Annotated in this window: 20 protein-coding genes; 17 read left to right on the forward strand and 3 right to left on the reverse strand. The window is 47.5% G+C overall.

Features of this window, described 5'->3' with window-relative positions; all coding sequences use genetic code 11:
• The 7 genes from zapE to ACTHSP_RS06060 all read left to right on the forward strand — a co-directional run bounded on the left by zapE (position 1) and on the right by ACTHSP_RS06060 (position 6,709).
• The gene (gene zapE / locus ACTHSP_RS06030) at positions 1–1,137 is read left to right on the forward strand and encodes a cell division protein ZapE (RefSeq protein WP_049351561.1); all 1,137 of its coding nucleotides are present in this window, start codon (positions 1–3) and stop codon (positions 1,135–1,137) included.
• Between the two features lie 94 nt (positions 1,138–1,231).
• Entirely contained in the window at positions 1,232–1,657 is a 426-nt protein-coding gene (ndk, locus tag ACTHSP_RS06035; RefSeq protein ID WP_049329641.1) for a nucleoside-diphosphate kinase, read from the forward strand.
• Positions 1,658–1,825: 168 nt separating this feature from the next.
• On the forward strand, positions 1,826–2,914 hold the full coding sequence (gene rlmN / locus ACTHSP_RS06040; protein WP_003683577.1) for a 23S rRNA (adenine(2503)-C(2))-methyltransferase RlmN: 1,089 nt from the start codon (positions 1,826–1,828) through the stop codon (positions 2,912–2,914).
• Positions 2,915–2,922: 8 nt separating this feature from the next.
• Positions 2,923–3,678, forward strand: coding sequence for a type IV pilus biogenesis/stability protein PilW (gene pilW / locus ACTHSP_RS06045; RefSeq protein WP_049351560.1), 756 nt, complete (start codon positions 2,923–2,925; stop codon positions 3,676–3,678).
• Positions 3,679–4,563, forward strand: a complete 885-nt coding sequence (locus tag ACTHSP_RS06050) for a RodZ domain-containing protein (RefSeq protein WP_049351559.1) — start codon at positions 3,679–3,681, stop codon at positions 4,561–4,563.
• A gap of 1 nt (position 4,564) precedes the next feature.
• Positions 4,565–5,830 carry a flavodoxin-dependent (E)-4-hydroxy-3-methylbut-2-enyl-diphosphate synthase gene (gene ispG / locus ACTHSP_RS06055; protein ID WP_440345806.1) on the forward strand — a complete coding sequence of 422 codons (1,266 nt, stop codon included), beginning with the start codon at positions 4,565–4,567 and terminating at the stop codon, positions 5,828–5,830.
• A 33-nt stretch (positions 5,831–5,863) separates the two neighbouring features.
• Complete coding sequence (locus ACTHSP_RS06060) at positions 5,864–6,709, forward strand: DUF817 domain-containing protein (protein ID WP_440345807.1); 846 nt, start codon at positions 5,864–5,866, stop codon at positions 6,707–6,709.
• Positions 6,710–6,767: 58 nt separating this feature from the next.
• On the opposite strand, the gene ACTHSP_RS06065 is transcribed toward ACTHSP_RS06060, so the two are convergent.
• Both ACTHSP_RS06065 and ACTHSP_RS06070 read right to left on the reverse strand, forming a co-directional pair.
• The gene (locus ACTHSP_RS06065) at positions 6,768–8,309 is read right to left on the reverse strand and encodes an L-lactate MFS transporter (RefSeq protein WP_440345808.1); all 1,542 of its coding nucleotides are present in this window, start codon (positions 8,307–8,309) and stop codon (positions 6,768–6,770) included.
• Positions 8,310–8,532: 223 nt separating this feature from the next.
• Complete coding sequence (locus ACTHSP_RS06070) at positions 8,533–9,114, reverse strand: superoxide dismutase (protein ID WP_003683473.1); 582 nt, start codon at positions 9,112–9,114, stop codon at positions 8,533–8,535.
• 154 nt (positions 9,115–9,268) lie between these two features.
• Here ACTHSP_RS06070 and dnaB point away from each other — a divergent pair, with 154 nt between their 5' ends.
• From dnaB to ACTHSP_RS06100, 6 genes are all read left to right on the forward strand, one after another.
• Entirely contained in the window at positions 9,269–10,675 is a 1,407-nt protein-coding gene (dnaB, locus tag ACTHSP_RS06075) for a replicative DNA helicase (RefSeq protein ID WP_440345809.1), read from the forward strand.
• A 157-nt stretch (positions 10,676–10,832) separates the two neighbouring features.
• Positions 10,833–11,498: a GspH/FimT family pseudopilin gene (locus ACTHSP_RS06080; RefSeq protein WP_049329649.1), complete on the forward strand. Its 666-nt coding sequence runs from the start codon at positions 10,833–10,835 to the stop codon at positions 11,496–11,498.
• Positions 11,499–11,513: 15 nt separating this feature from the next.
• On the forward strand, positions 11,514–12,161 hold the full coding sequence (pilV, locus tag ACTHSP_RS06085; RefSeq protein WP_180947862.1) for a type IV pilus modification protein PilV: 648 nt from the start codon (positions 11,514–11,516) through the stop codon (positions 12,159–12,161).
• A 2-nt stretch (positions 12,162–12,163) separates the two neighbouring features.
• A complete protein-coding gene (locus tag ACTHSP_RS06090) occupies positions 12,164–13,099 on the forward strand; it encodes a PilW family protein (protein WP_049329651.1) in 936 nt (311 codons plus the stop codon).
• Positions 13,078–13,623 (forward strand): pilus assembly PilX family protein, encoded by a 546-nt coding sequence (locus ACTHSP_RS06095; protein ID WP_049329652.1) that lies wholly within the window; start codon positions 13,078–13,080, stop codon positions 13,621–13,623. Before ACTHSP_RS06090 ends, ACTHSP_RS06095 begins: the two co-directional genes overlap by 22 nt.
• Before the next feature lie 4 nt (positions 13,624–13,627).
• A complete protein-coding gene (locus ACTHSP_RS06100) occupies positions 13,628–14,116 on the forward strand; it encodes a PilX family type IV pilin (protein WP_049329653.1) in 489 nt (162 codons plus the stop codon).
• Positions 14,117–14,168: 52 nt separating this feature from the next.
• Here ACTHSP_RS06100 and ACTHSP_RS06105 read toward each other — a convergent pair whose 3' ends face one another.
• The gene (locus tag ACTHSP_RS06105; RefSeq protein WP_049329654.1) at positions 14,169–14,789 is read right to left on the reverse strand and encodes a Smr/MutS family protein; all 621 of its coding nucleotides are present in this window, start codon (positions 14,787–14,789) and stop codon (positions 14,169–14,171) included.
• Between the two features lie 137 nt (positions 14,790–14,926).
• Here ACTHSP_RS06105 and ACTHSP_RS06110 point away from each other — a divergent pair, with 137 nt between their 5' ends.
• The 4 genes from ACTHSP_RS06110 to ACTHSP_RS06125 all read left to right on the forward strand — a co-directional run bounded on the left by ACTHSP_RS06110 (position 14,927) and on the right by ACTHSP_RS06125 (position 18,773).
• Entirely contained in the window at positions 14,927–15,304 is a 378-nt protein-coding gene (locus tag ACTHSP_RS06110; RefSeq protein WP_049329655.1) for a membrane protein, read from the forward strand.
• Positions 15,305–15,439: 135 nt separating this feature from the next.
• The gene (trpE, locus tag ACTHSP_RS06115) at positions 15,440–16,915 is read left to right on the forward strand and encodes an anthranilate synthase component I (protein ID WP_440345810.1); all 1,476 of its coding nucleotides are present in this window, start codon (positions 15,440–15,442) and stop codon (positions 16,913–16,915) included.
• 225 nt (positions 16,916–17,140) lie between these two features.
• Complete coding sequence (locus ACTHSP_RS06120) at positions 17,141–17,428, forward strand: GIY-YIG nuclease family protein (protein ID WP_152333220.1); 288 nt, start codon at positions 17,141–17,143, stop codon at positions 17,426–17,428.
• Between the two features lie 208 nt (positions 17,429–17,636).
• Entirely contained in the window at positions 17,637–18,773 is a 1,137-nt protein-coding gene (locus tag ACTHSP_RS06125) for a 5-(carboxyamino)imidazole ribonucleotide synthase (protein ID WP_440345811.1), read from the forward strand.
• Positions 18,774–18,779 lie beyond the last annotated feature (6 nt).

Here is an 18,779-nt window from a genome sequence, read left to right on the forward strand (position 1 = left end):
ATGAGCAATAGAGACCAACTATTCACACCACCTCCATTTGAAAACCACAGCCCATTGACTTGGTATCAAGCTGCAGCCGAACAGCCTAACTTTATCCGCGACGAAGCCCAAGCGCGAGCCATTGAATATTTGGATCGTTTGTGGACCGAGCTGATGATGTTCAAACGCAAACGCAACCGTTTTCTCGGCCGTAGCTTGCGTTCCCCCCAAGTACCTAAAGGACTCTATTTTTATGGCGGCGTAGGACGTGGTAAAAGTTTCTTGATGGATGCTTTTTTCGGCTGTCTCCCTTATCGTCGCAAGCGTCGCGTGCATTTCCATGCCTTCATGGCCGAAATCCATCAGCGCCTTAAAGTCTTGAAAAGCGAAGCCAATCCCTTAAAAGCCGTTGCAACAGAAATTTCCAAAGAAACACGAGTTTTGTGTTTTGACGAGTTTCACGTCAGCGATATTGCCGATGCCATGATTTTGGGTCGCTTGCTGGAAAACCTGTTGAGTGAAGGTGTCGTCTTGGTAGCCACTTCCAACTACGCCCCATCCGAACTCTATCCTCAAGGCCAAAACCGCAGTAGCTTTCTGCCAACCATCGCTCTTATCGAGTCCAACCTGACTGTTTTAAATGTGGATGGCGGCGAAGATTACCGCTTGCGTACGTTGCGTCCTGCCGAAATTTTCTTTGTCCCCAATAATGAAGAAAACGAGCAAAAACTGGCTGCTTTATTTAAAGAAATGAGCGGAATCTCTGAATTAAACCCAGGCATCAGCATTATTCATGGACGGGAAATTCCTCATAAAGCCCAGTCAGAACGCGCCATCTGGTTTGATTTCCGCGCATTATGTTTTGGCCCTCGCTCACAAGCTGACTATTTGTATTTAGCCGAACATTACGAGATGGTTTTCCTTTCAGGATTAGAACGCCTAACCCCTCAAGAAAAAGCAGAAGCACGCCGTCTGACATGGTTAATTGACGTTTTATACGATTTCCGTGTGAAGCTGTGCGCTACCAGCGCAGTTAGCGTAAATGATATTTACGTCGAAGGCGATTTTGCAGAAGAATTTACCCGTACAGCCAGCCGTATGATCGAAATGCAATCTGAAGTCTATTTGGAACAACCGCACCTGACTTTAAGCAAATAATGCCTTTCCCAAAAAGGGGCGAAATTTGGTAGAATACACTTCCCTCGCCTCTTGGCTACGACAACTTATCTTTCAATAAAAACAAGGACATAACATGGCCATAGAACGTACGATTTCCATCATCAAACCCAATGCAGTAGAAAAAAACGTCATCGGCAAGATTTACAGCCGCTTTGAAGAAAACGGCTTGCGCATTATTGCGGCAAAAATGAAACATCTCTCTGAGCGTGAAGCAAAAGAATTTTATGCCGTACACAAAGACCGCCCTTTTTATGAAGACTTGGTTAAATTCATGACTCGCAATCCTGTCATGATTCAAGTATTAGAAGGTGAAAACGCCGTTGCCAAAAATCGTGAATTGATGGGCGCAACCAATCCAGCCGATGCAGCTCCTGGCACAATCCGTGCCGACTTTGCAGAATCTGTCAGTGTTAATGCCGTACATGGTTCTGACAGTGTTGAAAATGCTGCAATTGAAATTGCTTACTTCTTCAGCCAAAGCGAAATCTGCCCACGCTAAGAATAAAAGCCTGTAGCCGCTTTACGGCCGTCCGATTTATATCGGACGGCAAAACTGCTTTGTATGTCCTACAAATTAAAGGCCGTCTGAAAATCCAAAGGCTATTAAAGCAAAGCTGCCCAATAAGCCCCTTTGCTTTAAAAGCTTTACTGAGAAACATAAAAATACATGAAAACCAATCTACTGAATTATGATTTAAACGGACTGACGCAACACTTTGCCGAAATGGGCGAAAAGCCTTTTCGTGCCAAGCAGGTAATGCGTTGGATGCATCAAGCCGGTGCACAAAACTTTGAAGAAATGACTGACTTGGCCAAATCATTGCGTGCCAAGTTAAATGAACAAGCCACAATCGAAGTGCCTAAATTAATGATGGCACAAGAATCTACTGATGGCACACGCAAATGGTTGCTGGATGTCGGCACGGGCAACGGTGTAGAAACCGTCTTCATTCCCGAAGCCGAACGCGGAACTTTGTGCATCTCTTCCCAAGTAGGTTGCGCATTGGAATGCACCTTCTGCTCTACCGGACGACAAGGTTTCAACCGCAACCTGACTGCCGCTGAAATCATCGGCCAGCTTTGGTGGGCCAATAAAGCCATGGGCGTTACCCCTAAAAATGAACGCGTTATCTCCAACGTGGTGATGATGGGTATGGGCGAGCCCATGGCAAACTTTGATAATGTTGTTACCGCTTTGAGCATTATGCTGGATGATCACGGCTACGGCTTAAGCCGCCGTCGCGTAACCGTTTCCACTTCGGGTATGGTTCCACAAATGGACAGACTGCGTGATGCAATGCCTGTTGCTTTGGCCGTGTCTTTACACGCATCCAACGATGAAGTGCGCGATCAGATTGTTCCACTCAATAAAAAATACCCGCTTAAAGAATTGATGGCGGCCTGTCAACGTTATTTGGTCAAAGCCCCCCGCGACTTTATTACCTTTGAATACGTTATGCTCGACGGCATCAACGATAAAGCACAACATGCGCGTGAATTGATTGAATTGGTTAAAGATGTACCATGCAAATTCAATCTGATTCCGTTCAATCCTTTCCCAAATTCCGGCTACGAACGTTCTACCAATGAAAATATCCGTGTCTTCCGCGATATTCTGCAACAAGCCGGCTTTGTCGTTACTGTCCGCAAAACCCGCGGCGACGACATTGACGCTGCTTGCGGACAACTGGCCGGACAAGTACAAGATAAAACACGCCGCCAACAAAAATGGCAACAGATTTTGGTCGAACAATAAGGTTAATTATGAAAATCAAGTTCGGATTCGCTTTACTTACCGCACTGACTCTTTCAGCCTGCGCTTCCTCTTCCGGTCCAAGCCCTAAAGAACGTGCCATTCAAGTTTCTAATATCAAAACCCAACTGGCTGTAGAATATATGCGCGGCCAAAACTACCGCCAAGCTACTGAAAGTATCGAAGAGGCGCTTAAGTTCAATTCAAAAAATGACCTTGCTTGGTTGGTACGCGCCGAGATTTATCAGTATTTGAAAGTCAAGGACAAAGCTCAGGAAAGCTTTCTTAAAGCATTGTCTTTAAAACCTGATAGCGCGGAAGTCAACAACAACTACGGCTGGTTCTTGTGCAATCAAATGAATGCACCAGCCGATTCTTTGGCTTATTTTGACAAAGCACTGGCCGACCCAACCTACCCAAGCCCCTTTATTGCCAACATGAATAAAGGCATTTGCAGTGCAAGGTTAGGCCAATACTCTTTAGCGCAAGCCTATTTGGAAAGATCTTTAGCAGCGAATCCACAATTTTTCCCTGCTTTCAAAGAACTTGCCCGAACCAAAATGATGGCAGGCAATCTGAACGATGCCGACTATTATTTCCGCCAATACCAAAGCAAAGTTGAGGTCCTGCAGGCTGACGATTTGCTCTTAGGCTGGCGTTTGGCTACTGCTTTGGGCAATAAACACGCCGCATACGAATACGAAGCCCAACTTAGGGCAAACTTCCCTTATTCAGACGAACTACAAACTGTCACAACGGGCCACTAAATGGAAAATAACGATAAAATTAGCTACGACACACAAGCCGCCAAAACATTGGGGGATGAATTACGCACACACAGAACTGATGCCAAAATCGATATTCAAGATGTTGCTTCACGTTTGAAACTGTCTGCCGAACAAATTGATGCTTTGGAAAAAGGGGAATATTCAGGCTTTCCCGGTTTAGTCTTTGTTTCAGGCTATCTGCGTTCGTATGCACGATTTCTGAAAATCGACGAACAAACCATCGCCAAACATTTGCTCTCCATTACTCCGCAACTTGAAGACCATGTATACGCGGTAACACGCAGTGCCAACACCAGCTTAAGCTATCAAGACACTGAAAAGCAAGGCTTCCCAAAATGGATATTGGGGATAGCCGCACTGGCTTTGGCTGTAGGCGGCGTTTACTTTTGGCAAAGCAAATCCAGTTTTGAAAACGAACAGGCAAATATTCAAAACAGCAAAGATGTTGCTGATACGATGAAAACGCCCGCCTTAAAAACGGATAATGTTGCCGTTAGCGAAATGACGGAAGACGGCAAAAAAGAAATTACCAATAAGCCTGAAGTGGCTAATGATCAAGCTGCTTCTGAGGCTTCTGCCGTAGCACAAGAAGAGAAACCTGCCGTCAAAGTCGAGAAAGACGAACTTTGGATTAAAGTCCAATACCGAAGCAATCTGATTATTACAGACAAAGATGGAAAAGTAGTATTCAGCCGTATCGTTCCTGCCGGAAGCGAACAACGTCTGAGAGGCGGCGCACCCTACAATGTTTGGATCGGTATTGCAGCCGGCTCGGAAGCCAATTACGGTGGCACACCTATCGAACCTTTGAAATACCGTGTTGCCGGTGAAAAATCCGCCTCTTTTGTTGCAGGAAAAAACTAAAATGACCACACCTAAACGCCGTCAGACACATCAAGTCAAAATTGACCACCTCATTATCGGCTCCGATGCGCCCGTTCTTGTTCAATCCATGACCAATACGGATACGGCAGATGCCGCAGCAACTGCCCAACAGGTCAAAGAATTGAGCGATGCCGGCTCGGAAATGGTCCGCATCACGGTCAATACTCCTGAAGCTGCTTCCAAAGTAGCCGAAATCCGCAGCCGCTTAGACGATATGGGCTACACCACGCCTTTAATTGGTGATTTCCATTTTAATGGCGAACGCTTATTGGCTGAATTTCCAGAGTGCGGCAAAGCTTTGGCCAAATATCGGATTAACCCGGGCAATGTCGGCAAAGGTGCAAAAGGCGATGAAAAATTTGCCTTTATGATCCGTACTGCCGCAGAAAACAATAAAGCCGTACGCATCGGTGTGAACTGGGGTTCGCTTGATCAAAGCCTTGCCAAGCGCATGATGGATGCCAACTTAGCTTCTGCCACACCAAAACCGCCTGAAGAAATCATGAAAGAGGCTTTGATTGTTTCGGCGCTGGAATCGGCAGAAAAAGCCGTGGCTTTAGGCTTGCCTGAAGACAAAATCATTTTGTCGTGCAAGGTCAGCGCCGTACAAGACTTGATTCAGGTTTACCGCGAATTAGGTAGTCGTTGCCGTTACCCGCTCCATCTCGGTCTGACTGAGGCAGGTATGGGTAGCAAGGGCATTGTGGCTTCCACCGCAGCTCTGTCCGTATTATTGCAAGAAGGTATCGGCGACACCATTCGAATTTCCCTTACGCCCGAACCCGGCTCCCCCCGCACACAAGAAGTCATTGTCGGTCAGGAAATCCTGCAAACCATGGGTTTGCGCTCCTTTACGCCAATGGTTACAGCCTGCCCGGGTTGCGGCCGTACCACCAGTACCGTATTCCAAGAGTTGGCTCAAGATGTACAAAACTATTTACGCCAGAAAATGGCTGTTTGGCGCACTGAATATCCAGGCGTTGAATCATTAAACGTCGCTGTAATGGGTTGCGTGGTAAATGGTCCGGGCGAAAGCAAGCTTGCCGATATCGGTATCAGCCTGCCCGGTACAGGCGAAACTCCGGTTGCGCCGGTTTATGTAGACGGCGAGCGGAAAGTCACCCTCAAAGGCGACAATATCGCTGCAGAGTTTTTACAAATCGTTGAAGATTATGTCAAAACCAACTTCTGTGAGGGCGGCGCAAAACGTAAGCAAAACCGCGTTATTCCGATTCAATCTGCCTAAAACATTTTTAAGATAAAGAGGCCGTCTGAAAATATGTTGGGCAAACTGGATACTTGGCTGACTGAGCATCCCAAACGCAAGGATTTGCATGGTTGGCGACGCTTTATCGTTGAATTTTGGTTTTTTGGTTTGAAAGAAGCGCGAGCCTGCTTATTTGCAGGCTTGTTTTTCATTGCCATGTTCCTCATTCCGAAAACGGGCTGGTTGGGAATTTCACGCTACGACCTGCTGCTGATTTTTGCCGTCTCCGTACAAGCAGCCATGCTGTATTTCAAGCTGGAAACTTGGGATGAAGTGAAATCGATTACGCTGTTTCACTTGGTGGGCTTTGCTTTGGAATGGTTCAAGACATCAGGCGATATCCAGTCTTGGAGCTATCCTGATGAGGCTTATACCAAAATTGGCGGCGTACCGCTGTTTGCAGGCTTTATGTATGCCGCAGTCGGCAGCTATATCATTCAAGCATGGCGGCTGTTTGACCTCAAAATCAAAAGCCATCCGCCGTATTGGTTGGGCACTTTGTGCGCACTGGCGATTTATATCAATTTCTTCACCCATCACTATATCGGCGACTATCGCTGGTATCTTGCAGCTTTTGCTCTCGGCCTATACGCCCGGACAACGGTCTTATACACACCCTATGACACCACTCGCAAAATGTCCCTCCTGCTCGCTTTCGTCCTGATCGGATTTTTTATTTGGCTGGCAGAAAATTTGGGAACCCTATTCGGCGTTTGGCGCTATCCCAACCAAATCGGCGCGTGGGCATCAGTACACATCAGCAAATGGAGCTCATGGGCGTTGCTGGTGATGATGACTTTTACCATTGTTGCGAATTTAAAACACATCAAACATACCATCAGCGTATCAAAAGATTAGTTGCTTAATATTTTAAAAGGCCGTCTGAAACTTTCAGACGGCCTTTAATTTTCAACAATCAATTAAACAAACTTAAGGCTTTAACAAACACCATAATAACGCCATAGCCCAAAGGAACGCAAACCAAAGCCCAGCGCCACCATACGCCGATACCGCCGGCTGATACTTTCTTACTGATCAGATAGGCATCGGATACAGCGGTTTCATCATCGGGGTTGCCGCTATGTGCCGCGACCTTAATGTCTTTTTCGTGATGCTTTTCATGAACCGAACGGACACTCAAATTACACAACAAACCGACAATCAACAAACCTGCCATAATGTACATGGTAATGCTATAAGCCTCGGCAGCCGGAACGCCGCTTTCAATTTGGCTTTGGCGGATATAGTTGACCAACACCGGGCCAATGACCGCAGCGGTTGACCATGCCAGCAAGATCCTACCGTGAATTGCACCGACTTGATAAGTGCCGAACAAATCCTTCAGATAAGCCGGAATCGCTGCAAAACCGCCGCCATACATGGAAATGATGACGCAAAACCCAATAACAAACAAAGCCTTGTTACCGCTCGCGCCAATCGACGGAATGGCGAAATACAACAGCGAACCGAGCACAAAGAAAATAGTATAAGTATTTTTACGCCCGATTTTGTCGGACACGCTGGACCACAAAAAACGGCCGCCCATATTAAACAGGCTCAACAGACTCACAAAACCCGCCGCCGCACCCGCTCCAATGGCAGCCTGTTTACCGACAGAAGTTTCAGAAAACAGCTCCTGAATCATGACAGAAGCCTGACCCAAAACACCGATACCCGCCGTCACGTTCAAGCACAACACCCAAAACAAGAGCCAAAATTGCGGCGTTCTCATGGCCTCGGAAACATTGACGTGATTGCTGCTGACCAATTTGCTTTTGATTTTCGGCGCAACATAACCTTTAGGTTTCCAGCCATCGGCAGGTATGCGGATGGTAAACGCACCGAACATCATCAACACCAGATAGAACAACCCTAAGACGACAAAAGCCTGCGCTACGCCAACCGAAGTTTCACTGGAGAAAAAATTCATCAGCGACACGGATAAAGGCGAAGCCAACATCGCGCCGCCACCAAAGCCCATAATCGCCAAACCTGTCGCCATACCCGGTTTATCGGGAAACCATTTCATCAGTGTCGATACAGGCCCAATATAGCCCAAGCCCAAACCGACCCCGCCAATCACACCGTTGCCCAAATAAAGCAAAAACAGATTGTGCGTATGGACGCCAATCGCCGAGATAAAAAAGCCCAAGCTAAAGCAGCAGGCAGCAACAAACATCGCCTTACGCGGCCCAACGCGTTCCATCCAAGTACCGAACATAGCCGCAGACGCGCCCAACATCGCCAAGGCAATACTGAAAATCCAACCTACCGTGGTCAGCTTCCAATCTCCTGTAGCCGACTCAGTAATACCGATAAGCTTGGTCAGCGGCGCATTGAACACGGAATAAGCGTATATCTGCCCGATGGCAAGATGCACGGCCAAAGCGGCAGGCGGTACCAGCCAACGATTAAAGCCGGGTTTGGCAATGGTCGCCTCACGGTCTAGAAATTTCATAAAATCCTCTTGTCTATGTGTTTCAAACGCTGATTCCATATCATGCGGAATCAAAAAATTGTTGACAATATTTTAGCATAATCTCCCCTTTATCCTTTTTTTTGCTCCATGATAATTTTGCGCATCAGACAGAAAAAACATTCATCTAAACCATCTCTTCACACCAATATTGACAAAAAGGCCGTCTGAAAATTTTTCAGACGGCCTTTTCATCCATATCGTTTTATGCGGCGAAACGTTTGGCAACTTCATCCCAGTTAACGATTTCCCAGAAACCTTTCAGGTAGTTAGGACGGCTGTTGCGGTAGTCGATGTAGTAGGCGTGTTCCCATACGTCGCAAGTCAACAGCGGAGTGTTTTCAGTAGTCAGCGGAGTACCTGCATTAGAAGTAGAAACCAGATCCAATTCACCGGCAGGCGTTTTCACCAACCATGCCCAACCTGATCCGAAAGTACCGGCCGCGCAGGCATTGAACGCTTCTTGGAATTTCTCGAAGCTGCCCCATTTGGCGTCGATGGCTGCAGCCAATTCGCCGGCAGGTTTGCCTTGGCCTTTAGGGGTAAAGCCCAGCCAGTAGAAAGTGTGGTTCCAAGTTTGGGCAGCGTTGTTGAACATACCGCCGGAAGATTTTTTCACGATTTCTTCCAAAGGCATTTCTTCAAACTCAGTGCCTTTAATTTGATTGTTCAAATTGGTGATGTAGGTTTGATGGTGTTTGCCGTAGTGGAACTCCAAAGTTTCTTTGGTCAGATGAGGGGACAACGCATCCAGTTCATAAGGCAATTGTGGCAGCTTGTGTTCCATTTTTATGCTCCTAATTCTTGATATTTATATTTTGGTAGTGTGTGTTGTCAAATCGACAACATTACTATTTTACCTGCTTTAGCCTAAACAAACCAATTGAACTTACACTGCGCTATAATAGTGGATTGCAATTTCCCAGCCAGAGATGCCCGTCATGAGCAATTATTCCGATATGCCGTCTGAAGACCGTGAAATCAGCGCATTGTCACTGCCGCCACATTCCACAGAAGCGGAGCAATCCGTATTGGGCGGCCTGATGCTGGAAAATTCTGCTTGGGACCGTATTGCCGATGTCGTTTCCGGCGAGGATTTCTACCGCCACGAACACCGCCTGATTTTTCGTACGATTGCCAATCTGATTAATGAAAGCCGTCCTGCCGACGTCATTACCGTCCAAGAAAGTTTGGAACGCAATGAAGAATTGGAAGCGGCAGGCGGATTCAACTATCTGATTACGCTGGCGCAAAATACGCCATCTGCTGCCAATATCCGCCGCTACGCCGAAATCGTGCGCGAACGTTCCATCATGCGCCAGCTTGCCGAAGTCGGCACGGAAATTGCACGCAGCGCATACAATCCGCAAGGGCGCGATGCAGGCCAGCTTTTGGACGAGGCAGAAAACAAAGTATTCCAAATCGCCGAAAGCACCGCCAAATCCAAACAAGGCTTCCTTGAGATGCCCGACCTTCTGAAAGAAGTGGTCGAGCGCATCGATATGCTTTATTCGCGCGACAATCCTGATGAAGTAACCGGCATATCGACAGGTTTTATCGACCTCGACAAAAAAACATCAGGTCTTCAACCAGGCGATTTGATCATCGTCGCAGGTCGTCCGTCCATGGGTAAAACCGCCTTTTCGATCAATATTGCGGAACACGTTGCCGTAGAAAACAAATTGCCTGTCGCCGTATTCTCTATGGAGATGGGCGGTGCGCAGTTGGTCATGCGTATGCTGGGTTCAGTCGGACGTTTGGATCAAAGCGTTTTAAAAACCGGCAGATTACAAGACGAACACTGGGGCCGTCTGAACGAAGCGGTCGTTAAACTCTCCGATGCACCCATGTATATCGATGAAACGCCGGGTTTGACTGCGCTCGAACTCCGCGCCCGCGCCCGTCGTCTTGCACGCCAGTTCAACGGCAAATTGGGGTTGATCGTTATCGACTACCTGCAATTGATGTCAGGTTCTGGTCGCTCTGACAACCGTGCTTCCGAGCTTGGCGAAATTTCGCGCTCCCTCAAAGCATTGGCTAAAGAATTGCAAGTTCCCGTCATTGCCCTGTCGCAGTTGAGCCGTACAGTTGAGCAGCGTACCGACAAACGCCCGATGATGTCCGACTTGCGTGAGTCCGGCGCAATCGAACAAGATGCCGACTTGATTATGTTCATGTATCGCGACGAATACTACAACTCAGATTCACCCGTAAAAGGCTTGGCGGAATGTATTATCGGCAAACACCGTAACGGTCCCGTTGGGAAAGTATTCCTCACTTGGATGGGTCAATTTACCAAATTTGATAATGCTGCCTATATTCCAGAATCCATGTTGATGGAAGATTGAGACAGATTGTCCGAAAAACTAACCGAATTTCATATTTCATTAGTCACGCATTACAAAATCGTTTAGAATAAATCTAATAAAAGCAAAAGCATTGCCACAGGCAAGTGCAAAAGAGAAAACGTCAGTTACCCAACACATTACTACTAAAAAATCACTCATGTATCAGACACAAAAAGGCTTCACCCTAATTGAGTTGCTGATCGTCATTACTATTGCAGCAGTAATGGCAGTCATCGCACTTCCCAATATGAATCAATGGATTGCCTCCAGACGTGCGGCATCGCAAGCAGAGCAAATTGCAAATCTGCTGCGCTTCGCGCGTAATGAGGCCGTCCGTCTCAATCTTCCCGTTTACATCTGCCCGGTCAAAATCAAATCCGATGGCTCACCCAATAATGGTTGCGATTCCAAATATGCCGGTAATGGTATGTTGGCCTACGCTGATAAAAACGAAGACTTACGCTATCAAAACGACACAGTTGATTTATCCATCCGCTCCATTATCCTTAATGGAGATACCGACAAAGTGGAATGCAGCTTCAACTATATCCCTATCGGCAATGACCGTTCTGCCCTCTCGGCCTCAGCTTCAAAAGAAGTCTGGTGGAGATTTCTTCCCAATGGTACATTTGGTCATTCAACTGATGGCAAAAATTATCAATTTTCAGACGGCCACATCAAAATCAGCCTAACGGATAAATCTGCTGCCGATGCTGAAACCAAGAAAGCCCGTGCTACCGTACTTTTAATCAATGGCAATGGGCATGTCGAAATCTGTGCTAAAAACGATGAGCGCAAAATATGCGAATACACTTCCAAATAATAACAACGGTATCTTATGAACATTACTAATCCTACTCATCTCAGATCATTTAAAGGCCGTCTGAAAACAAGCTCAACAAGCTTTACTCCAAAACTTCAATCAGGTATGACCCTGATTGAAGTTTTGATCGCCATGTTTGTCCTTGCAATCGGTGTGCTTGCCCTTCTGGCTGTTCAATTGCGTACCGTATCCAGCGTGCGCGAGTCTGAAAATCAAACCACAGTCGCCCAAATTACACAAAATCTAATTGAAGGCATGCTCATTAATCCGACGCTCTCTGAAGAAACCGATACTGCAGGGGAAAAAACCTCCCGTTATAAAAAATCCTATGATGCCTACCTAAAATCCGACTCTAAACAAACTGCAAAATTTGAAGCCAAAATGAGCAAAGCCCAACTTGCACAGGCTCAAATTGCACAGTTTAAAGCTGATTTAGCCAAAGCCCTTCCCGAAGCCCAAGTCTTCTCGACCATCTGCAAAGATTCTTCCGGTGCAGAGCCGACTTACGAAAATGGGTTTAACGCAAAATGCGATGGCAAAGGCGACACGACCATCGTGAAAGTTTTATGGTTGCAAGATGTCGAAGAAGAAAATAGCGCAAAAAATCTCAATACATCGGGGCATCACGTTGTCTATACCTACCAATCACGCGTAAGAGACTAACAATGAACAATAAACGCTTACTCAACCATATTCCCAATAAAATCGCCATTCGTGGCTTCAGCATCCTTGAATTTCTGGTTGCCAGCCTGCTCAGCATGATCGTCTTAATGGCTGTCAGCTCCACCTACTTTACTGCGCGCGGATTAAACAAGTCTGCCAACGCCCGTATCGGTATCCAACAAGATTTGCGCAACGCCGCCAATATGATCGTCCGCGATGCGCGTATGGCAGGTAATTTCGGCTGCTTCAATATGGCGAATTTTCCTGCCTCTGCAGTGATAGAAGACAAAAGCTCGGATGAATATACATTGAAAACAGCCGGTGTGAATAAGCTGTTACCGGTTAAAGAAATCAATAAATTAAGCTATACAGGCTTTGTTCAAACTGGCAAAGCCCTGCTGTTCCAATACGGTATCGACAAAGCGGACTCTGCTGCAAAAACTGCCATTGCCAGCAGCTGCTCCGGCATTGCCAAACCTCACATAGAAATTAAAGATTTGGCTGCGGCAAAATCAGCTTTAAAAATTACCAACTCTGATCAAGACGGCAGTATCGCCATTATGAAACATGAAATGATTGCCTACGCTGTCGGTAAACTTGGCGAAGAGAGCGGTTTGTTCCGTTTCCAATTATCAAATGATGGCTCATGGAGTAATCCGCAGCTGTTAATTAAAGGCATCACTGCTATGGATATCCACTATATCTATGCAGAATGTCCTGATTCTGAAAATGCATCTGCCAGCGGATTGAATACAGAATCATTTGATTACAAAACCGCATTGGATATCTCAGCTAAGGCCAAGTCTCCGGCTTCTATCCAAATCGTACTGAATAACGGCAGTATTGACCCATCAAAAGAACAAGACAATAAAGTCGATATCTATAAAATTAATGCCACCATCCGCGGAGGAAACGTATGCGCCGACCGATCACTCTAATCAAACCCGAACGGCAGCAGGGCTATGCTTTGTTTATCGTCTTAATGATGATGGTCGTTATCGCCCTGCTCGTGGTTACAGCCACCCAGTCCTACAATACCGAACAGCGTATCAGCACCAATGATGCCGACCGTAAACTGGCAACTACCCTAGCCGAAGCGGCACTGCGTGAAGGTGAAAATCAAATTTTTGATATTGAAGATAAAAAGACTACTTTTACCGCAAAATGTGAAAAAGGTTTATGCTCCACACCAAACGTCAAATCCAATGGCGATTTTACTGAAGAAGGCAACCCAACCGTAGATGCTTGGAAGCGCAAATGCGACAAAAGCCTGTGTATTGACGCCAATGGTACGGAATATCCTTTAGACAAAAAAAGTGGCATCGTAAATAATCCACGCTACATCATCGAATATTTAGGTAAAACGACAGAGGGTCGAATTACTTACCGCGTTACCGCCAAAGCATGGGGTAAGAATGCCAATACCCAAGTCGTTCTTCAGTCTTACGTTGCCAGCGAATAATATAATGAATACCACCTCTACCAAACAACTAGGCTTTACGCTGGTTGAGATGATGATTGCTGTCGCCATCTTAGCCATCCTGAGCGTCATTGCCATTCCCTCTTACAACCGCTACATTGAACGCGGCTACCAATCACAAGCGCATGCCGAGTTAGTCGCCATCAATTCTGCTTTTAAAAACCAGATGGTTAAAAATCCAAAGTGGAAAACTGATGAGATTAAAACTCAGTTGGATGACTTTATTTCCTCATACAAAGGCCATAAAGATTTGGCAGACAAATATAAATACTCTGCCGAAATGATTGATACCAGTACAAGCCGAGCCTATCGTTTGAAAGCCATTCCCATCAAAACAGGCTATACCCTTTCCGTTTGGATGGATAGTTTGGGCAATGCTTACAAATGCACTGATATTGACTCTGCCAAAGATTCCAAAACTACAATGACCAATGGCAAAGGTTGCGAATCGGTTTCCAAAAAGAAATCTTCTTAATCTGACAAACATAAAAAAGCAGTGTCATTTTATCGACACTGCTTTTTTTATTTTACTGTTTCCAATCATCGTCTCGGCGTTGGCGTTTCAACAAGATCCTGACTGCGCCATCATTGCCTTGTCGGGGCTCGACATAAGCCAACACATCAGGATGCTGCATCAACCAGCGGCGCGTCATATTTTTTAAAACCGGTTTATAGCCTGCGGAACCCAAGCCGCTGCCGTGGACAATCTCGCCGCAAACACCGCGTTTTTTCGTAAACTCAATAAACTCGTTCAATACCTGCTGCGCTTCTTCCTGCGTATAGCCATGCAAATCCACATCAGCCACAACAGGATAATGACCATTTCGCAAACGCATCAAATCATTTTTACCCTGCCCGTTTTTACTGAACGAAGCCGGCGGCTCTTCCCAGCCGCCGCTGCCCACATAAAAATAATCTTCCTGCTCCAAAGTCGCCATTTCTTTAGGTCGTGGCTTGATAGGTGATTTATCACGGGGCTGTTCATAATAGTTACCCGCATTTTTCAACGGTGTAACCTTACCAACCGCCTTGCTGAAATCTACATCCTCTACCTGCTTTTTAGCCTTCGCTTCGACTTCTCGCTCCGCAGCTTCCTTTTTCGCCTGTTTGCCCAAAGCCTTCAGCGTTTCTTGAAAGTTTGCCGTCATGGTTTATCCTTTCCAAAAAATTGATTGCACTCAATTATAGCAAACCTGACTACAAGGCCGTCTGAAAGACTCTTATCATCGCTTCTTGTTTAGGGTATAGTATTAACGCATTGCCAGTCTTACAAAAGAGAGAAATCATGTTTAAACGCCCGGAAGAAATCATCGTCTTGATACTTGCCCTATTATGGGTCGCACTCAGCTACTACTTTGCCGCCATCCTGATTTCAGATGCCTACACCATTCTCCTGATTACCGTACTGACTTTCGTTTGGGCAGCCATCTGTTTCCTTTTATGGCAACGTAACTTAAGCCGTCATATTTGGCCGCTGTTCCTCGGCAGCCTGGTTGCCTGCTGGTGGCCGTACTTCACTTGGCTTGCAAGCGATGTTCCCGAAGGCACATGGTATTCAGGCTGGACATTCAAATCCATTATCGCCCTGATTCCCGTTGTTGCCGCTTATATCTTCAAGTGGAAACGAAGCCGGAAAAACAAAATCGCCAATACCCTTGCCTAATACCTCGCGCCGTCTTTTTCAGACGGCGTTTTCCATATCTAACATAACGCTCAGACTGTCAACAATCCCAATAAAATGCTATACTCTTCACACGATTTAACACCCTAAAACAGGCCGTCTGAAAGACTTATCAAGATGATCAGCAAACAAGAATACCAAGCCCAAGCCGCACAAGGTTACAACCGCATTCCACTCGTTCAAGAGCTGCTTGCCGACTTGGACACACCGCTCTCAATCTACCTCAAACTCGCCAACAAGCCTTTCACCTACCTGCTCGAATCCGTTGTCGGCGGCGAACGTTTCGGCCGTTATTCCTTTATCGGCCTGCCTTGCAGCCACTATCTCAAAGTCAGTGGCAAACACGTCGATGTTTACCAAAACGGCGAAATCGTTGAACAACACAACGGCAATCCGCTGCCCTTTATCGAAGCCTTCCACAACCGCTTCAAAACGCCCGAAATCCCAAGCCTGCCGCGCTTTACCGGCGGACTGGTCGGCTACTTCGGTTACGAAACCATCTACAATTTCGAACACTTCGCCCACCGCCTGAAAAACACCGTCAAAGCCGACCCGCTCGGCACGCCCGATATTTTGCTGATGTTGTCGCAAGAATTGGCGGTTATCGACAATTTGAGCGGCAAAATCCACCTCATCGTTTACGCCGATCCCTCGCAGCCCGACGGCTACGAACGCGCCCGCGAACGCCTCGAAGACATCCGCACCCAGCTGCGCCAAAGCTGCGCCATCCCGCTCTCGCTCGGCAGCAAACACACCCAAACCGTCAGCGAATTCGGCGAAGAGCCGTTCAAAGCCTGTGTCGATAAAATCAAAGACTACATCTTCGCAGGCGACTGTATGCAGGTAGTCCCCAGCCAGCGCATGAGCATGGAATTTACCGACAGCCCGCTCGCCCTCTACCGCGCCCTGCGCACGCTCAACCCTTCGCCTTACCTCTTTTACTACGATTTCGGTGATTTCCACATCGTCGGCTCCTCGCCTGAAATCCTCGTCCGCCGCGAACGCGGCGACGTCATCGTCCGCCCCATCGCCGGTACGCGCCTGCGCGGCAAAACCCCCGCCGAAGACCTTGCCAACGAGCAGGACTTATTAAGCGACGCCAAAGAAATCGCCGAACACGTCATGCTCATCGATTTAGGGCGCAACGATGTCGGCCGCATCAGCAAAACAGGCGAAGTCAAAGTAACCGATAAAATGGTGATTGAAAAATACTCCCATGTGATGCACATCGTTTCCAACGTCGAAGGCCGTCTGAAAGAGGACGTTACCAACATGGACATCCTCGCCGCCACGTTCCCCGCCGGCACACTTTCCGGCGCACCCAAAGTCCGCGCCATGGAAATCATCGAAGAAGTCGAACCCAGCAAACGCGGCATCTACGGCGGCGCCGTCGGCGTATGGGGCTTCAACAACGACATGGATTTGGCGATTGCCATCCGCACCGCCGTGGTGAAAAACAACACGCTATACGTCCAAAGCGGTGCAGGCATCGTCGCCGACTCCGATCCGAACTCAGAATGGCAGGAAACTCAGAACAAAGCCCGAGCAGTGGTCAGGGCGGCGCAGATGGTGCGGGAGGGGTTAGATAGGTAGACTTGGAGTTTTCAGACGGCCTTTAAGGAATCAACAGGCCGTCTGAAAATCCAAACAATAAGCAGCAATCGTTTGATTAGAACAGTTACCTTTACCGCGTCATTCCCGCGCAGGCGGGAATCCAGAAATTTGAAATTACGGGAATCTCTAAAGATTTCTGAAAGATTGAGGCTTGGATTCCCGCCTGCGCGGGAATGACGGATTAAAGTTTTTTGCGGAAACATGATGCAACCTGCCGTTTACGTACTCGCCAGCCAACGAAACGGAACGCTGTATATCGGTGTAACATCCAATCTTATCCAACGTGTTTACCAACATAGAGAACATTTGGCGCAAGGATTTACAAATCAGCATCATCTAACCATGTTGGTTTGGTATGAACTGCATTCCACGATGGAACACGCCATTACCAGGGAAAAGCAATTGAAAAAATGGAATCGGCAATGGAAGCTGCGCCTTATTGAAGAGAAAAATCCAGGTTGGCAGGATTTATGGTTTGAAATTATTAAATAACCATCATTTCCATAAACATGTAATTTAACCTTGGTACCACTTGAATTTCGTCATTCCCGCGCAGGCCGGAATCCAGACTCTTAGGTTTCAGAAATCTTTAAACATTGCAGGGTATTTACCCTCCGGATTCCCGCCTGCGCGGGAATGACGGGTTAACGGTTTCAGACGACCTGAAATAAACATTAGAACACAGACAAATTAAAACGCTATGAACACCTCCCCCATCCTTCCTCCCGCCATGCTCGGCATCCTCGGCGGCGGCCAATTAGGCAGAATGTTTACCGTTGCCGCCAAAACCATGGGCTACAAAGTAACCGTTCTCGACCCCGATCCGAACGCGCCGGCGGCAGAATTTGCCGACCGCCATTTGTGCGCGCCGTTTGACGACCAAGCCGCTTTGGACGAGTTGGCAAAATGCTCCGCGGTTACCACTGAATTTGAAAACGTCAATGCCGACGCGATGCGCTTTCTGGCAAAGCATACCAACGTTTCCCCCAGAGGCGACTGTGTTGCCATCGCGCAAAACCGCATTCAGGAAAAAGCGTGGATACGCAAAGCGGGATTGCAAACTGCGCCGTATCAAGCGATTTGCCGTTCAGGCGACATCAGCGAAGAAAGCGCGCAATTTCTGCCCGGTATCTTGAAAACGGCGACTTTGGGCTACGACGGCAAAGGTCAAATCCGCGTTAAAACGGTGGACGAACTCAAAGCCGCGTTTGCCGAACACGGCGGCGTGGATTGCGTTTTGGAAAAAATGGTGGATTTGCGCGGCGAGATTTCCGTGATCGTATGTCGTCTGAACGATGAAAACGTGCAAACCTTCGACCCGGCCGAAAACATCCACGAAAACGGCATCCTCGCCTATTCCATCGTTCCTGCGCGGCTGAGTGCCGACGTGCAACAACAGGCGCGGCAGATGGCGCAACGCTTGGCGGACGAATTGGATTATGTCGGCGTGTTGGCTGTGGAAATATTCGTCGTCGGCGACACGCATGAATTGGTCGTCAACGAAATCGCCCCGCGCCCGCACAATTCCGGCCACCATACGCTGGATGCCTGTGCAGCAGACCAGTTCCAGCAGCAGGTACGCATTATGTGCAACCTGCCGCCCGCCGATACCAAGCTGCTTTCTTCATGCTGCATGGCGAATATTTTGGGCGACGTTTGGCAGGAAGACGGCGGCGAACCGAATTGGCTGCCGCTGCAAAGCAGTCCGAATGCACACCTGCACCTATACGGCAAAAAAGCCGCGCGGAAAGGTCGCAAAATGGGCCACTTTACCGTCTTGGCCAACGATGCGGACAACGCGTTCCAAACCGCACAAACCTTACATCAAAGCCTGTAACCTTAC

This window comes from Neisseria sp. P0001.S005 (assembly GCF_051963715.1).

What these genes read in the sequence shown, in the direction of transcription:
- ACTHSP_RS06100 (WP_049329653.1), top strand. Translation starts at nt 13,628, where the DNA reads ATGAATACCACCTCTACCAAACAACTAGGCTTTACGCTGGTTGAGATG.
- ACTHSP_RS06095 (WP_049329652.1), top strand. Translation starts at nt 13,078, where the DNA reads ATGCGCCGACCGATCACTCTAATCAAACCCGAACGGCAGCAGGGCTAT.
- ACTHSP_RS06105 (WP_049329654.1), bottom strand. Translation starts at nt 14,789, where the DNA reads ATGACGGCAAACTTTCAAGAAACGCTGAAGGCTTTGGGCAAACAGGCG.
- dnaB (WP_440345809.1), top strand. Translation starts at nt 9,269, where the DNA reads ATGAGCAATTATTCCGATATGCCGTCTGAAGACCGTGAAATCAGCGCA.
- ACTHSP_RS06080 (WP_049329649.1), top strand. Translation starts at nt 10,833, where the DNA reads ATGTATCAGACACAAAAAGGCTTCACCCTAATTGAGTTGCTGATCGTC.
- ACTHSP_RS06065 (WP_440345808.1), bottom strand. Translation starts at nt 8,309, where the DNA reads ATGAAATTTCTAGACCGTGAGGCGACCATTGCCAAACCCGGCTTTAAT.
- rlmN (WP_003683577.1), top strand. Translation starts at nt 1,826, where the DNA reads ATGAAAACCAATCTACTGAATTATGATTTAAACGGACTGACGCAACAC.
- ACTHSP_RS06125 (WP_440345811.1), top strand. Translation starts at nt 17,637, where the DNA reads ATGAACACCTCCCCCATCCTTCCTCCCGCCATGCTCGGCATCCTCGGC.
- ispG (WP_440345806.1), top strand. Translation starts at nt 4,565, where the DNA reads ATGACCACACCTAAACGCCGTCAGACACATCAAGTCAAAATTGACCAC.
- ndk (WP_049329641.1), top strand. Translation starts at nt 1,232, where the DNA reads ATGGCCATAGAACGTACGATTTCCATCATCAAACCCAATGCAGTAGAA.
- zapE (WP_049351561.1), top strand. Translation starts at nt 1, where the DNA reads ATGAGCAATAGAGACCAACTATTCACACCACCTCCATTTGAAAACCAC.
- ACTHSP_RS06050 (WP_049351559.1), top strand. Translation starts at nt 3,679, where the DNA reads ATGGAAAATAACGATAAAATTAGCTACGACACACAAGCCGCCAAAACA.
- ACTHSP_RS06110 (WP_049329655.1), top strand. Translation starts at nt 14,927, where the DNA reads ATGTTTAAACGCCCGGAAGAAATCATCGTCTTGATACTTGCCCTATTA.
- pilV (WP_180947862.1), top strand. Translation starts at nt 11,514, where the DNA reads ATGAACATTACTAATCCTACTCATCTCAGATCATTTAAAGGCCGTCTG.
- pilW (WP_049351560.1), top strand. Translation starts at nt 2,923, where the DNA reads ATGAAAATCAAGTTCGGATTCGCTTTACTTACCGCACTGACTCTTTCA.
- ACTHSP_RS06090 (WP_049329651.1), top strand. Translation starts at nt 12,164, where the DNA reads ATGAACAATAAACGCTTACTCAACCATATTCCCAATAAAATCGCCATT.
- ACTHSP_RS06120 (WP_152333220.1), top strand. Translation starts at nt 17,141, where the DNA reads ATGCAACCTGCCGTTTACGTACTCGCCAGCCAACGAAACGGAACGCTG.
- trpE (WP_440345810.1), top strand. Translation starts at nt 15,440, where the DNA reads ATGATCAGCAAACAAGAATACCAAGCCCAAGCCGCACAAGGTTACAAC.
- ACTHSP_RS06060 (WP_440345807.1), top strand. Translation starts at nt 5,864, where the DNA reads ATGTTGGGCAAACTGGATACTTGGCTGACTGAGCATCCCAAACGCAAG.
- ACTHSP_RS06070 (WP_003683473.1), bottom strand. Translation starts at nt 9,114, where the DNA reads ATGGAACACAAGCTGCCACAATTGCCTTATGAACTGGATGCGTTGTCC.